Consider the following 12997-nt stretch of genomic DNA (forward strand, 5'->3'; position numbering starts at 1 on the left):
TCTTGAAACGTATGAACGGATATAGCACGGCGACCTATCGGGTATTTGACGAACAAGCCGATTTCGAGAAAAAAGCGCTCGGCATCGCAGTCGGTTTGACCGTCGGCAGTTGGACAGAGCTTCCGGAAACAACCAAGCGGCGGATGGAAAAACATCTCGGCCAAGTCGTTTCGATCGATGTCCATGAGCCGGACTCAAGCGGCGGAGACGAACGTTACGCGGACATCACGATCGCATATCCCGATATTAACTTCAGCCGGGATTTGCCTGCCCTGCTCGTCACCGCGTTCGGTAAACTCTCGATGGACGGAAAGATCAAGCTGCTCGACCTTCAGCCGTCGGGGGAATTTCTCAGCGCGTTCCCCGGACCGAAGTTCGGTGCAAAAGGCGTTCGAGCGTTGCTTGGCGTCCACGATCGGCCGTTGGTGATGAGCATATTTAAATCCGTGATCGGCTATGATTTGGAAGGATTGCGGGAGCAGTTCCTGCAGCAGGCGCTCGGCGGAGTCGATTTGATCAAGGACGACGAGATTTTGTTCGAAAATCCGCTCTCTCCGTTGGAGAAGCGGGTCAACGTTTGCCAGGAAGCCGCCAAGCAAGCAAGGGAAACAACCGGTCAACAGCTGATTTATTTCACCAACCTGACTGGGCCTACTTTCAAGCTGAGGGACAATGCCAAACGCGCCATCGACGCGGGAGCGAACGGACTATTGTTTAACGTGCTCGCCTACGGCTTCGACGCTTTGGCCGAGCTGGCCGCCGACCCGGAAATTCGCGTGCCGATCGCCGCTCACCCGGCTATGGCCGGCGCCGTGTATCCGTCGCCCTATCACGGCATCGCCGCACCTTTGCTTCTAGGCAAGCTCATGCGGATCGCCGGCGCGGATTTGTCGTTGTTCCCTTCCCCCTACGGATCCGTTGTGATGCCGAAGGAAGAAAATTTGGCGGTGCGGGACTCCCTCTTGAATGACAAGCTTCCTCAGGCACCCGTCTTTCCCGTTCCGTCCGCCGGTATTCATCCCGGACTCGTCCCGCTCATTCTCCACGACTTCGGACCGGAAGTCGTCGTCAATGCGGGCGGCGGTGTTCACGGTCATCCCGGAGGCGCCGCGGCAGGCGGACAAGCTTTCCGTCAAGCGGTCGACGCGGTAAGAAGCGGTGTCAGCCTGGAGGCTTACGCCGAGACGCATCCGGAGCTTCGCTCCGCCATCCAACGTTGGGGGGTACGCACATCTTGAGTGTTTCAGCACAGTCCGGCGCCCAGTCCGAAACCCTTTTTCCAAGACCGCCGGTCCTTTTCTGCGACTTCGACGGTACCATTACGTTAAGCGATAATATCGTCGCCATCATGCAAAAGTACAAGCCGAAGGGCGTGGAAGCCATTATCGATGAGATTGTGAGCGAGACCAAGTCGATCCGGCAAGGCGTCGGGGAAATGTTCGCGCTGCTTCCTTCGTCATTAAAAGAAGAAATCCGCTCGTTCGTGATCGAAACGGCGGGCATCCGCCCGGGTTTTGCCGAACTGCTGGCTTGGTGCAAAGAGCATGACGTTCCCTTCTACGTGACCAGCGGCGGCATCGATTTCTTCGTTTATCCGCTGCTCGAGCCGTTCGGCATCCCCGCCGATCATATTTATTGCAACGGCAGCGATTTTGAAGGAGAACGAATCCGGATTACTTGGCCGCATGCCTGCGACGAAAAATGTGATAACGATTGCGGCATGTGCAAAGTAAGCGTGATCCGCCGTTTCACGCGCGACGATTATTACCGCATTCTGATCGGCGACAGCGTCACCGATTTTGCGGGAGCCAAGCTGGCCGACCTTGTTTTCTCCAGATCGCATTTAACGAACAAATGTCGGGAGCTCGGTCTTCCTCACATTCCGTTCGAGACGTTCCACGATATCGTCCGTCACTTGGACCAGGGAGGAATGGCCCGATGAACTTTGCCGATATTGCTTTGGAAGAGAAACAGCGCGTACTTCGCGAATTGTCGTCGGTCAAAGCGGATTTTGCGGCGCGCGGTATGTTCGCCGGCACGAGCGGCAACTTGTCTATGCGCGTGGGCGAATTCCAACCGGATTCGTTTCATTTTGCGATAACCGCAAGCGGGAAAGATAAATCGTTATCGACGCCGGAGGACTTCCTGTTCGTCGATCAATCCGGCAAGCCTTGCGAAACAACGCGCTTAAAGCCGTCCGCGGAGACGGTCATCCACTGTGAAATCTATCGTCTGACCGGCTGCGGCGCGATTTACCATACCCACTCTGTGTTCAACAATTTGGTGTCTGAGTATTTTGGGGATCGAAAGTCCGTACCCGTGGATGGAGTCGAGTTGATCAAGGCGTTTAACATTTGGGACGAAGAAGCTCATATCGATGTACCGATCGTCTCCAACTTCGCCGACGTCCCCCGAATCGTACCCGAAATTACGGATCGGCTGGAATCGCGGATACCCGGCATCCTGCTGCGCAAGCACGGCATCTACGCCTGGGGCCGCGACGGGTTCGAAGCCAAACGCCACCTGGAAGCCTTCGAATTTTTATTCGAGTATGCGTACCGGTGGGAATTGTTGAAGGCGATTCGATAAGCGTCAAAATGGCGGCCGAATGGGCCGCCATTTTTCATTCACACTTCCCTATATAGGATGTTTTTCAATACGGCTTCCGACCGGATCAACCGCACAAGCAGCATGATCAGCAGGATCAAGTACACACTAACTGATCCGTGTAGAACTCACCGATTTGTTCCTCGCTCGAGAACAGCTTCGCCAATCCCGCCATGAGAAATCTGGCCGAAAGTATCCCTTGCACTATATAGCTGATCCATTTCACGTGATCTCTCACTCCTTACTGGGATTGGAGTTTCGCGAGCAGCTCATCCAGTCGATCCATCAGTTCCATGGCGCCTTCCGTCATGCCGGATTGCAGGACTCCTTCGCGTACCTCCACTGACGGGTACAGCGAAACTTCCGTAAACTTCGTTTTACCGCCCGGCAATTCCTCGAACGTCGTCGTCACGAGTCCGACCGAGCCGGGGTATCCCTCGTATTCGTAAGTGTTGACGATCCTCTCCGGAGCGGCCACTTCATGATAAACGCCGTGGTGAGCATGCACATTCCCGTCGGGATCATCGTGGATGTATCTCCAAACGCCGCCCTTTTCCACTTCCATCCGATCCACCGTCGTTTTCAGATTTCTCGGTCCCCACCAGTCCGGAACTGTAGCCGGGTTCGTGTACGTTCGAAAAACGAGATCACGAGGGGCATCGAAGATACGGGTAATCACAATTTCCTGCTTTCCTTGTTCGGCGATAACGCTAGTTTTGGACATCTTAATCTCTCCTTTTCATCCATCAGCCGTTGTTTTGGACATTCTCGCTCTCTTGCACCTTTTTCAGCAATTGTTCAAGCCGGTCAAACTGCTCTTCCTTGATCTGAGTGAAGGTCTCCAACCAGTGATTCATCTCGATCAGCGGCGTCGGACACAGCGAGTAAATTCGGCGGTTTGCATCAATTTGCACATTGACGAGGCCGGCTTCAGCTAGTACGTGCAGATGCTTGGATGATTGAGGGAGCCGAAGTCCAAGCTTCTGAGCGATTTCGCCGACCGTCAGCGCACCGCAATCGCGCAGCAATTCGACGATGTTGAACCGGTTGGGCTCAGCGAGCGCACTGAGCGTTGCGAATGTCATATCGGGATTGCCTCCTTTCCAAATGAATCCAATGTTTGTTTGATTCCAATTTACACCTTCGGGAAATTTCCGTCAAGGGAAATTTCCTCTAGAGGAAAATTTATTTTGCTTGCAAAACAAAAACGAAGTGCCGTCATTGTTGACAATTGGCACTCCGTTTAACGTGTTCATATGGATCCTGATCTCAAAATGCCTCGACGCTTCTTTCACGCTGGAAGCCCAAATAACGAGTCCCCTGAAAGGTCAGCTTGCCGAAGTCACCATCCGCGAGCAGGCCGAATTCGTGGCCTTGAATCGCAAACTCCATCCGGTCCCCGCTTTCCACTTCAAATGTGGCGTAATACCAGGTGCTGGAATGGACGGAATGATCGTTTACGCCGCCTCCGTGACTGTGAGATACATCCGTCCGTTTGCTTACCAGCCGCGCTTCTACCGTCAATACAGGCTGCGCGTTATTGCGGCTCCATTGGAGGATCCCTTTCCCAATACTGAACACAATGACTCCGATAATGACAAAGAACACCAAAGGAAAAAGTATCCCGAAAAATCCGAAGCCCGCATCGCTCGGTGGAAACATGACGACCACTCCCCCATCATCGGCCTACTTGCCGTGAACTACCCATTTGATACATACGATTCCGCACACCAAAAAGTTACAATAACAAAAACGAACCTCCCCAAAAGGAAGGTTCGTTCAAAAAGCCTGATCGCCGGCTCGTTCCGTGTGCTGTAGCTCTATTTCGCCAACCTGCAGACAAAATTTCATATGAACACTATGCGCAATTCTATTTCGCGAAATTGGAGAGCTGCTTGCCGCCGGAAGGCTTCGAAATGGTTGCTGCAATTTGGCGAAATGAAGTTGCAGCACATTCCAGCGCCTTATCCGCCTCCGTAATTTGGCGAAATACAACTACAGCAAAGTTAGGCTAGAATCTCTTCCCATTGGTCTTCCAGACCTACCGGCCCGTGCGAAATTTTTGCGTGTGCGCACGCGCCTCTTCGACCGTGGTGACCCGGTTCCGGCCCCAATCGAGCAAGATGCGGTCGATGTAGCGAAAATGAAGCTTGCCCGCAAACACGGACTCCTTCAAGGCGAAAAGGACGAGATCCTCATCGTACTTGTCTTTGTCGAGCCAGCCGTTGATCGTTTCGACTTCCATCGGCGACAGCGGCCGTCCGAATTCTTGTTCGAAAACGGCGAACAGATTGGTGGCGCCGCCGAACACCGAAGTCTTGGTTACCGACTGCCTCAGGGGATAAAGGGAATCCGCGGGATCGCCCGCCCCGAGGGACACTTCCCCGCCGCCGGTGCGGAGCGGCAGTTCGCCTGCGGCGAGAAGCGCTCCGATTTTCTGGAACAGACCGGACAAGTTGTACCGGTCCGATTGGACCCCGGTCACCGGATCGAACACTTCGTCGATAGCCACCAGCCCTTGTTTCACCAGCTTCTGCATCGCTTGTCCGACAACGGCGGGCGACGACCCGAGCCGCTCCTGAAGCTGCTCCATCGTCGGGAACTCGTTTTGCTCTAACTGACGGAATGCCATCAGCTGGATGAGCAGCATACCCTCGGTGTCGCTCAGTTTCAACGCCCGATACGTGCGCAGAAGCGCATAGGGAATGCTCACCGCACCGTCCAAGTATGCTTCCGCCAAACCGCGCGCAATGCCGCCCCGGCCTTCCATCTTTGTATCCCCCTTTTGCGAGATCTAGGCGTTATGGATAAAGCCGGTACAGCATGCGAGGGAACGGAATCGTCTCCCGTACATGATCCAGTCCGCAAATCCAGGCTACGGTACGCTCCAAGCCGAGACCGAATCCGGAATGCGGCACCGTGCCGTAGCGGCGTAAATCCATATACCACTGATAAGCTTCCGATGACAAATCATGCTCCTTGAAGCGCTGTTCCATCAGCTCCGGATCGTCGATCCGCTGCGAGCCGCCGATGATTTCCCCGTAACCTTCCGGAGCGATCATGTCGGCGCACAGCACCACTTCCGGACGATTCGGATCCGGCTTCATATAGAAAGCCTTGATTCCCGTCGGATAATGGGTGATGAACATCGGACGGTCGAATTTCTCAGCCAGCGCCGTTTCATGCGGAGCGCCGAAATCCTCGCCCCAAGGAAGCTCCATGCCCAATTCTTTCAGCATGTCGATCGCTTGATCGTACGTGATGCGCGGGAACGGCGGTTTCACCCGCTCGAGCGCCGCAATGTCGCGGCCGAGCGTTTCCAGCTCGGGCCGGCAGTTTTTCAGCACTTCGCCTACTACGTGCGAGACGAATTGTTCCTGAACGCGCAAGTTTTCTTCGTGATCGACGAAGGCCATTTCCGGCTCGATCATCCAGAACTCGATGAGGTGACGGCGCGTTTTGGACTTTTCCGCCCGGAACGTAGGGCCGAAGGAATACACTTTCCCCAGCGCCATCGCTGCGGCTTCCATGTAGAGCTGGCCGCTCTGCGTCAAGTAGGCGTCTTCATCAAAATATTTGATATGGAACAGCTCCGTCGTCCCTTCCGCCGATGACGGCGTCAGAATCGGCGGGTCGACGAGCGTAAAGCCTCTCTCGTCAAAAAAGCTTTGGACCGCCGAAATGATCTGCGCCCGAATTTTCAGAATCGCCCGCTGTCTTGGCGCGCGAAGCCACAAATGCCGGTTGTCCATCAGGAAGTCGACCCCGTGCTCCTTCGGCGTAATCGGATAATCTTGGGTAACCTGAATCACTTCCACGCCGGTGACGGAAAGCTCGAATCCGGACGGACTGCGGGGATCTTCTCGCACGACGCCGGTGATGTAGAGTGAGCTCTCCTGGGTGAGCCGGCTTGCTTCCTCCCACACTTGTTCCGGCACTTCTTCCTTTACCAATACCCCTTGAATGTAGCCTGTCCCGTCACGCAACTGCAAAAACTGAATTTTGCCGCTGGAACGGCGGCGCGTCAGCCAGCAGCCGAACGTCACGCTCTCTCCGAGATGCCGGCCGACTTCTGCGATCACAATTTTTTGTTTGTTTTCCATTGCAACCTTTCCCCTTCCTCTACCTTCTTTTTATGTATGCGGCGTTTCCCGCACGAGTCGGTATGTGTCGCGGGCAATCAGCAATTCTTCATTGGTGGGAACTACCAGCACATCGACACGCGAATCGGCCGTGCTGATGCTTCTTGCCTGATCCGACCGTTCCTCGTTGCGCTTGTCATCCAGTGCAAGCCCCAAAAATGTGAGTCCTTTGCACACTTCGCTCCGAAGCAGCGCCGAATTTTCACCGACACCCGCGGTGAAGACGAGCGCATCGATGCCGTTCATAGATGCGGCGTAAGCACCGATATATTTGCGGATGCGGTTCGCGTACATCTCGAACGCGAGTTTGGCATTCTCGCTGCCGTTGTTCATCGCCTCGACCACTTCCCGCACATCGCCGCTGACGCCGGACACGGCAAGCAATCCGCTATGCTTGTTCAACATGGAATTCACTTCGTTCAGCGTCAAATCCTCTTTGTTGATCGCGAACGTGACGATGGCGGGATCCAGATCTCCGCTGCGCGTTCCCATCATGAGCCCTTCCAGCGGCGTCATTCCCATGCTGGTATCGTGGGATTTGCCGTGCAGCACGGCCGTGCAGCTGGCGCCGTTCCCGATATGGCAGACGACGAGCTTCAGTTCGCTTAAAGGCCGCCCGAGGAAATCGGAAGCGCATCTGCTGACGTAATCCACCGAAGTGCCGTGAAAGCCGTATCTCCGAACTTTGTGCTTCTTGTAAAAGACCATCGGAATCGCATACATGAACGAGACGGGCGGCATCGTTTGGTGGAAAGCGGTATCGAACACCACCGCTTGAGGCACTTCAGGCAAGTTTCGCTCCACCGCCGTAATGCCCATCATGTGCGCCGGATTGTGAAGAGGAGCCAAATCGAACAGCCTGCGGATTTCGAGCTTCACATCCTCCGTGACGAGCACCGATTCCCGGAAAGACTCCCCTCCGTGCACGATGCGATGGCCTACGGCATCGACTTCCTCGATCGTCCTCAACACCCCAAATTCCCGATGCGTCAGCATGTCCAGCACTTTTTTGATGGCCGTCGTATGATCCAGAATTTCGCTGACTTCTCGCGTTTCCGGCTTTCCCTCCGCCTCATGGGACAAAATGGACGTCTCCATGCCGATCCGCTCGACCCGCCCTTTCGCGAGAACGGATTCGATCTTCATATCGTACAGCTGATATTTAAGCGAGGAGCTGCCGGAGTTGATGACCAATACGTTCATGTAATGCGATCACCATCCTTGTCGTATTGGAAAAATCCGATTCCGGTTTTGACGCCGAGCTGTCCCGCGCGCACTTTTTTCTTCAGCACGAAGGACGGGCGGTATTTCAGTTCGCCGAATTCCCGGAACATTCGATCGAGCGCGGCCAGAATGGAATCGAGGCCGAACCGGTCGGCCATCTCGAGCGGTCCGTGTTCGAATTGGTAGCCGATCCTCATGGCATTATCAATATCCTCCGGCGAGGCCACCCCTTCCTCGAGCAAGTGAAGCGCCTCGTTAATGAGCAGGCAAATGAGGCGGGTCGTGACGAATCCCGGCGATTCGTAAACCATTACGCCTTTTTTGGCGAGTACTTCTTCCGTAAACGATTTGGTGCGGACAAACGTGTCGTCTGAAGTTTGCAATCCGCGTATGATCTCCACCACATCGATGCGAAAAGCCGGATACACAAAATGCATGCCGATGACGCGCTCCGGATGTTCTGTAACACCGGCAAGCTCCGTCAGGCTTAAGGTGGATGTGTTGCTCGCGATTACTGCATCCGGCGGCAGAACCTGGTCCAGCTCTTGAAATATTTCTTTTTTACGGTCCAAATCTTCCGTGACGGTCTCAATGACCAAGTCGCAGTTCACCAGTTCTTGCACAGCGTTCAACTTATGTATTCGGTTTAAAATGAGCTTTTTCTCCGCAGCCGTAATCGCCCAGCGCTCCATTTGGCGATCCAAGCTGGCTTCCAACAAACTCATCGCTTGTTCCAATTGCTGCGGGGTCTGTTCCAGCAGAAAAACGTCCAGGCCTTTCTCCGCCAGCATCTCCGCAATGCTGCGCCCCATCGTTCCCGCGCCTACGACTCCGATTTTGCGAAACATGTCCAGTCCCTCCAGCCCACACCTTTGCTGAGTGAATTCCGACCCGATAAATGACGAAAATGGGTCTCTCCCATCTTATCATAATCCGGCCGTGGACAGGAAAGAGGCGAGTACAAAAAACCGGCCGTTTCTCGGCCGGCTTTCCCAATATTATGAGGAACGCGACAAAAATTGCATTTCCCGGATCCACTTATCGACGTAGCTTCCTTCCGCCCACTGCAGCATCACGATATGTTCGCCGGCGGCCAGCGGGAAAGTTAACGTTTGGCGTACGAGCGTTCCGTTCTCCAGTTCGTACACCCGAATCGCACCGCCCACCCGGACACCGAGCAGGTTCCCGTAAGAGAACGCATCGCTGGCGGACGGCTCCAGTTGTTGAATCTGCCCCCAACTCAGCAGCAAAGTATCGCGATTGACGATTTCGGCCGGCAGCAGCGCCGGCAGCGGCGCTTCATCGCCCGAACCGTCATAGATGACGGGCACCCATTGACCGGGGTTGCGGTCGACGCCCCATTCGTCCCCTGCCCCGACTTCACCTTCCCAGTTCGGAAATACGTCTCGAATGCGGATATGCGGGTCGGCGGCGGGATCCGCCGATTTGTTGTTGATCTGCTCAATCGGTTTCACTTGCCAGATGTCCTTTATACGGCCGGAGCGCTGCTGAATCGTCGTTTGTAAAGATACATATTGGTTGCCGGCGAACAGCACCTTTTCCGACAGCCGATTGCCGGGCACCGGCGGGTTTGGACCGGACTTCATATTGGACGATACATTCGTCGCTTGCGCGGCAAAAATCGCCTGCCGGCCTTCTCCCGGAGATATCGTATCGAGCTTCCAAAAATCGAGTTTGTGCGGTACGAAAAGCCCTTTGCCGTCCGCCACCTTGGCCAGCCGTCCGCCGTCATGCGCCACCAATACGGTCCGGTACGTGGATTTGGCATATTTGTCTTTCTGCCCTTCTTTGTGCGGCTCGTCCTTACGGATGCCGATCAAGAGCGCGTATCGCTTCTCCTGCCCGACGGCCGGACTCACGTTCTGACCGCCGAGCGAAGCGGACGAAGCATCCGTTAGCGGCGACGGCTGAGGACCATCCTTTAAATTACCGACAATCCAGATGCCGAGAAGGACGAGTGTAACGGAAGCCAGCACGGCGGCGGGCAGCCGCCAAACCGTTCTCCAAGGCTTGCGCGTGCGGCGGCTCTCCTCGCCGATTCTTTCCTCGATTCTCCGTCGGAGCCTGTCGTCGAATCCGTTGCGAGCGAGCGGACCGCCCGCCAATTGCTCTTTCAGTTGTTCGTCGTCAAAATGCATCCGCGCTCTCCTCCTTCATCTTCGACAGTTTTTGGCGGGCGTGGAACAGCCGCGATTTCACCGTTCCTTCGGTTACGCCGAGCACTTCGGCCATTTCCTTCATTGACATTTGGTAATGAGCGAACAAGATGATGGCTTCGCGATACTTGACTGGCAGCCTCAGCACCATCCGCCACATGTCGCCCACCGCCCATTTTTCCATCGCTTCCGATTCGACCGAACGCCTTTCTCCCCGCTCTTCCAGCCAATCGGACAACGTCACCTTGCGGACGAAGGCGGAACGCTGATGGTCAATCGCGGTGTTCCGAGTAATCGTCAGGAGCCACGTCTTCACGGAAGCGTCCCGCCGGAACGCATGCATGTTGCGGAACACCTTAATGAAAACTTCCTGGGTGATGTCGTCCGCCAAGTCCCACTTGCGCGTCAGGCTGTAAGCGTAATTCCATACATCTTTGCCGTAGGCGGTCATCAACTCTCCGAGCAGCGCTTTCGGATCGTCGGATTCAACCATGTATTTTATGTAATCTACATTCATCCCGGAGTTCAAAACTGTAACACCTCAATTCAATAGACGATCCGAATCGCGGTTCGGTTCAATATTTATAACGCTCAAAACTCCACTTTGTTCCATGCTAACATAATCCATTCGTGCGAACGACAAAAAAAGACAGCCTCATCGATGATGAGACTGTCCTTGTTGTTGTTATGAAGCTTCCGAACGGGGCATGCTGTGCGACAGACAAGCACGAAGCTGGTCGCCGGACAGCGTTTCTTCCTGAAGCAGAATGTCCAACAGCTGCTCGAACTTCTCCTTGTTCGCGCCCAAAATCTCGCGTGTCCGTTCGATTAATTCATTCAAAATGGCGTTGTTCTCACGCGACCATTCTTCCTGCGTAAGGGCTTGAGGATGAATGATGCCGAGACCGGACATACCCGACTCGATCATCGTCTTCACGATGTTCGTCGCCTGCTCGAAGTCTCCGCGGGAGCCCGTGCTGCGGCCGCCGTAAATGAGTTCCTCGGCTACGCAGCCGCCGAGCGCGATCATGATTTGATGCTCCAGCGTCTCTTTCGTGTAGAGGTAGCTGTCCTGCCGCGGATGATGACGGACATAGCCGAGCGCTTGTCCTCGCGGCGTCAGCGACACCTGCGCCACGCTTCCGGGGCGTACGTGCTCCGCCATGATGGCGTGGCCGAGCTCGTGATTGGCGACCCGTTCGCGTTCTTCCTTCGTTGTTTCGCGGTCCATGCGTTCGCCCATCATCACCTTGTCGATCGCCTGGGTCAGATGGGTTTGATCAACATGATCGCTTGTGTCGCGCATCGCATAAATCGCCGCTTCGTTCATGACGCTCTCCAGCTGCGCGCCGGAGAAGCCGAACGTTTCTTCCGCCACTTTGGCCAAGGACACTTCCGGATCAAGCGGCTTGTTGCGGCCGTGCAAGCGGAGAATGTGCTCACGACCCGTCTTGTCCGGCATGTCGACCTGGATATGCCGGTCGAAGCGGCCGGGACGAAGCAAGGCGGGATCGAGCAACTCTTTGCGGTTCGTCGCGCCGATGAGCAGAATGCGAATCGATTCGTCGCCTTGAATGCCGTCCATTTCGGTGAGCAGCTGGTTCAAGGTCTGATCGTATTCGCGCTGCTGTCCACCGTCTCGTTTGCCGCCGATGCCGTCAATCTCGTCGATAAACACGATGGCGGAGTTTCGTTTCTGTTTGACCGCCTTGCTCCGGGCTTCCTTAAACAAATCGCGGATCCGGCCGGCGCCGACACCGACATACATCTCGACGAATTCGGAGCCGGAAGCGGAGACGAACGCGGAATTCGTATGATGAGCGGCCGCTTTGGCCAGCAGCGTTTTGCCGGTTCCGGGAGGCCCGGTGAGCAAAATACCTTTCAGCGGACGAATGCCCAGCTTCTGAATTTCCTCCCGTTTGACCATAAACTCCAATGCTTCCATGAGCTCACGTTTCGGGTGATCTTGACCCCCGATATCATCGAAGGAGAGATAAGAAGGGGCGCGGGAAGCCGGTTTCTTGCCGACCGAGCCGACCGCGATGCCGCCTCGGGATTTGGCGAGAAAAGCGACCGCCGCCGCCATGAGTGCTGCGCTGACGAGCGGAATCGCCGGGACTCCGATATAGAGGAGAAAAACGAACAATACGGTTAGGAAGCCGATCGCAATTTCTTTGCCGTATCTTTTCAAGTTACGCATTCGGCCACACCCCCATCGTTCCCGCTTGACGAGGCAGCACGACGAACTTCGCCGATTTGCCTTCCTGCAGACGAATATACACATTGTCGGCGTCGATATCGGTCGAGGCCGTCACGCCTTTAAACTGCCCGGACAGCTTGTCCAGCGCGTCGCGGATACCGGTGTAACGGTGTGTCTCCATCGCTTCCGCCACGTCGAACAGCGAATAGCTCCACGCTTTCTCCAGCAGCGGCGATGCGTTGGAATCCACTTTCAATTCCAGCTTTTTGCCGCCGATTTGACCCGAACCATCCTGCTTCAGCTTGCGGTAAACCTCCGCAAGATCGGCATCGGGAGACAAATGAACATTGACGACGACTTGCCCCGTGGACATCTTGGTCGTTGCGGACAGAACGCCCGGAACGGATGCCGCCACCCGGTCCAGCGGCTTCTCCACGCTGAAGTGGCGGAAGGCCGTCCAGCCGCCGAACAGCAAAGCCGCGGACAACAAGATGGTCAGCACCAGAGGCATGACTCGGATTTTCATGAAGGAGGCCCCCTTTAATCTATTTGAAATCTGTCGATGGATGTGCAAAAAAGTGACGCATATATTAGAGTATATCAAATTTAGATAGACAAATGGTTAGCGAAACGATGGTAAGCGTACC

General features: G+C 55.2%; 14 protein-coding genes. 3 read left to right on the forward strand and 11 right to left on the reverse strand.

Annotation, left to right across the window (positions count from 1 at the left end):
* Window positions 1–11: 11 nt before the first annotated feature.
* The 3 genes from E5161_RS02610 to mtnB are packed head-to-tail and all read left to right on the forward strand — an operon-like array spanning window position 12 to window position 2589.
* Window positions 12–1238, forward strand: a complete 1227-nt coding sequence (locus E5161_RS02610; protein WP_136776106.1) for a 2,3-diketo-5-methylthiopentyl-1-phosphate enolase — start codon at window positions 12–14, stop codon at window positions 1236–1238.
* Window positions 1235–1942: a 2-hydroxy-3-keto-5-methylthiopentenyl-1-phosphate phosphatase gene (locus E5161_RS02615; RefSeq protein WP_136776107.1), complete on the forward strand. Its 708-nt coding sequence runs from the start codon at window positions 1235–1237 to the stop codon at window positions 1940–1942. The genes E5161_RS02610 and E5161_RS02615 overlap by 4 nt, the downstream gene beginning before the upstream one ends.
* Entirely contained in the window at window positions 1939–2589 is a 651-nt protein-coding gene (gene mtnB, locus E5161_RS02620; protein ID WP_136776108.1) for a methylthioribulose 1-phosphate dehydratase, read from the forward strand. The genes E5161_RS02615 and mtnB overlap by 4 nt, the downstream gene beginning before the upstream one ends.
* 259 nt (window positions 2590–2848) lie before the next feature.
* Here mtnB and E5161_RS02625 read toward each other — a convergent pair whose 3' ends face one another.
* From E5161_RS02625 to E5161_RS02675, 11 genes are all read right to left on the reverse strand, one after another.
* Window positions 2849–3331 carry an SRPBCC family protein gene (locus tag E5161_RS02625; RefSeq protein ID WP_136776109.1) on the reverse strand — a complete coding sequence of 161 codons (483 nt, stop codon included), beginning with the start codon at window positions 3329–3331 and terminating at the stop codon, window positions 2849–2851.
* Window positions 3332–3353: 22 nt separating this feature from the next.
* Window positions 3354–3692, reverse strand: coding sequence for an ArsR/SmtB family transcription factor (locus tag E5161_RS02630; RefSeq protein ID WP_136776110.1), 339 nt, complete (start codon window positions 3690–3692; stop codon window positions 3354–3356).
* 184 nt (window positions 3693–3876) lie between these two features.
* Entirely contained in the window at window positions 3877–4269 is a 393-nt protein-coding gene (locus tag E5161_RS02635) for a DUF2500 domain-containing protein (RefSeq protein WP_136776111.1), read from the reverse strand.
* A gap of 379 nt (window positions 4270–4648) precedes the next feature.
* The gene (locus E5161_RS02640) at window positions 4649–5377 is read right to left on the reverse strand and encodes a DnaD domain-containing protein (protein ID WP_136776112.1); all 729 of its coding nucleotides are present in this window, start codon (window positions 5375–5377) and stop codon (window positions 4649–4651) included.
* A 31-nt stretch (window positions 5378–5408) separates the two neighbouring features.
* The gene (gene asnS / locus E5161_RS02645) at window positions 5409–6710 is read right to left on the reverse strand and encodes an asparagine--tRNA ligase (RefSeq protein WP_136776113.1); all 1302 of its coding nucleotides are present in this window, start codon (window positions 6708–6710) and stop codon (window positions 5409–5411) included.
* A gap of 30 nt (window positions 6711–6740) precedes the next feature.
* Window positions 6741–7952, reverse strand: coding sequence for an acetate/propionate family kinase (locus tag E5161_RS02650; protein ID WP_136776114.1), 1212 nt, complete (start codon window positions 7950–7952; stop codon window positions 6741–6743).
* Complete coding sequence (locus tag E5161_RS02655) at window positions 7949–8821, reverse strand: 3-hydroxyacyl-CoA dehydrogenase family protein (protein WP_136776115.1); 873 nt, start codon at window positions 8819–8821, stop codon at window positions 7949–7951. The genes E5161_RS02650 and E5161_RS02655 overlap by 4 nt, the downstream gene beginning before the upstream one ends.
* A 150-nt stretch (window positions 8822–8971) precedes the next feature.
* A complete protein-coding gene (locus E5161_RS02660; RefSeq protein WP_136776116.1) occupies window positions 8972–10132 on the reverse strand; it encodes a hypothetical protein in 1161 nt (386 codons plus the stop codon).
* Window positions 10122–10679 carry an RNA polymerase sigma factor gene (locus E5161_RS02665; RefSeq protein WP_246042070.1) on the reverse strand — a complete coding sequence of 186 codons (558 nt, stop codon included), beginning with the start codon at window positions 10677–10679 and terminating at the stop codon, window positions 10122–10124. Before E5161_RS02665 ends, E5161_RS02660 begins: the two co-directional genes overlap by 11 nt.
* 156 nt (window positions 10680–10835) lie before the next feature.
* A complete protein-coding gene (locus tag E5161_RS02670) occupies window positions 10836–12341 on the reverse strand; it encodes an AAA family ATPase (protein ID WP_136776408.1) in 1506 nt (501 codons plus the stop codon).
* Between the two features lies 1 nt (window position 12342).
* On the reverse strand, window positions 12343–12876 hold the full coding sequence (locus tag E5161_RS02675) for a hypothetical protein (protein ID WP_136776117.1): 534 nt from the start codon (window positions 12874–12876) through the stop codon (window positions 12343–12345).
* Between the last annotated feature and the right edge of the window lie 121 nt (window positions 12877–12997).

Origin of the sequence: Cohnella pontilimi (assembly GCF_005049045.1) — a bacterium.
GTDB lineage: Bacteria > Bacillota > Bacilli > Paenibacillales > Paenibacillaceae > Cohnella > Cohnella pontilimi.

What these genes read in the sequence shown, in the direction of transcription:
- E5161_RS02610 (WP_136776106.1), top strand. Translation starts at nt 12, where the DNA reads ATGAACGGATATAGCACGGCGACCTATCGGGTATTTGACGAACAAGCC.
- mtnB (WP_136776108.1), top strand. Translation starts at nt 1,939, where the DNA reads ATGAACTTTGCCGATATTGCTTTGGAAGAGAAACAGCGCGTACTTCGC.
- E5161_RS02625 (WP_136776109.1), bottom strand. Translation starts at nt 3,331, where the DNA reads ATGTCCAAAACTAGCGTTATCGCCGAACAAGGAAAGCAGGAAATTGTG.
- E5161_RS02630 (WP_136776110.1), bottom strand. Translation starts at nt 3,692, where the DNA reads ATGACATTCGCAACGCTCAGTGCGCTCGCTGAGCCCAACCGGTTCAAC.
- E5161_RS02635 (WP_136776111.1), bottom strand. Translation starts at nt 4,269, where the DNA reads ATGTTTCCACCGAGCGATGCGGGCTTCGGATTTTTCGGGATACTTTTT.
- E5161_RS02640 (WP_136776112.1), bottom strand. Translation starts at nt 5,377, where the DNA reads ATGGAAGGCCGGGGCGGCATTGCGCGCGGTTTGGCGGAAGCATACTTG.
- asnS (WP_136776113.1), bottom strand. Translation starts at nt 6,710, where the DNA reads ATGGAAAACAAACAAAAAATTGTGATCGCAGAAGTCGGCCGGCATCTC.
- E5161_RS02650 (WP_136776114.1), bottom strand. Translation starts at nt 7,952, where the DNA reads ATGAACGTATTGGTCATCAACTCCGGCAGCTCCTCGCTTAAATATCAG.
- E5161_RS02655 (WP_136776115.1), bottom strand. Translation starts at nt 8,821, where the DNA reads ATGTTTCGCAAAATCGGAGTCGTAGGCGCGGGAACGATGGGGCGCAGC.
- E5161_RS02660 (WP_136776116.1), bottom strand. Translation starts at nt 10,132, where the DNA reads ATGCATTTTGACGACGAACAACTGAAAGAGCAATTGGCGGGCGGTCCG.
- E5161_RS02675 (WP_136776117.1), bottom strand. Translation starts at nt 12,876, where the DNA reads ATGAAAATCCGAGTCATGCCTCTGGTGCTGACCATCTTGTTGTCCGCG.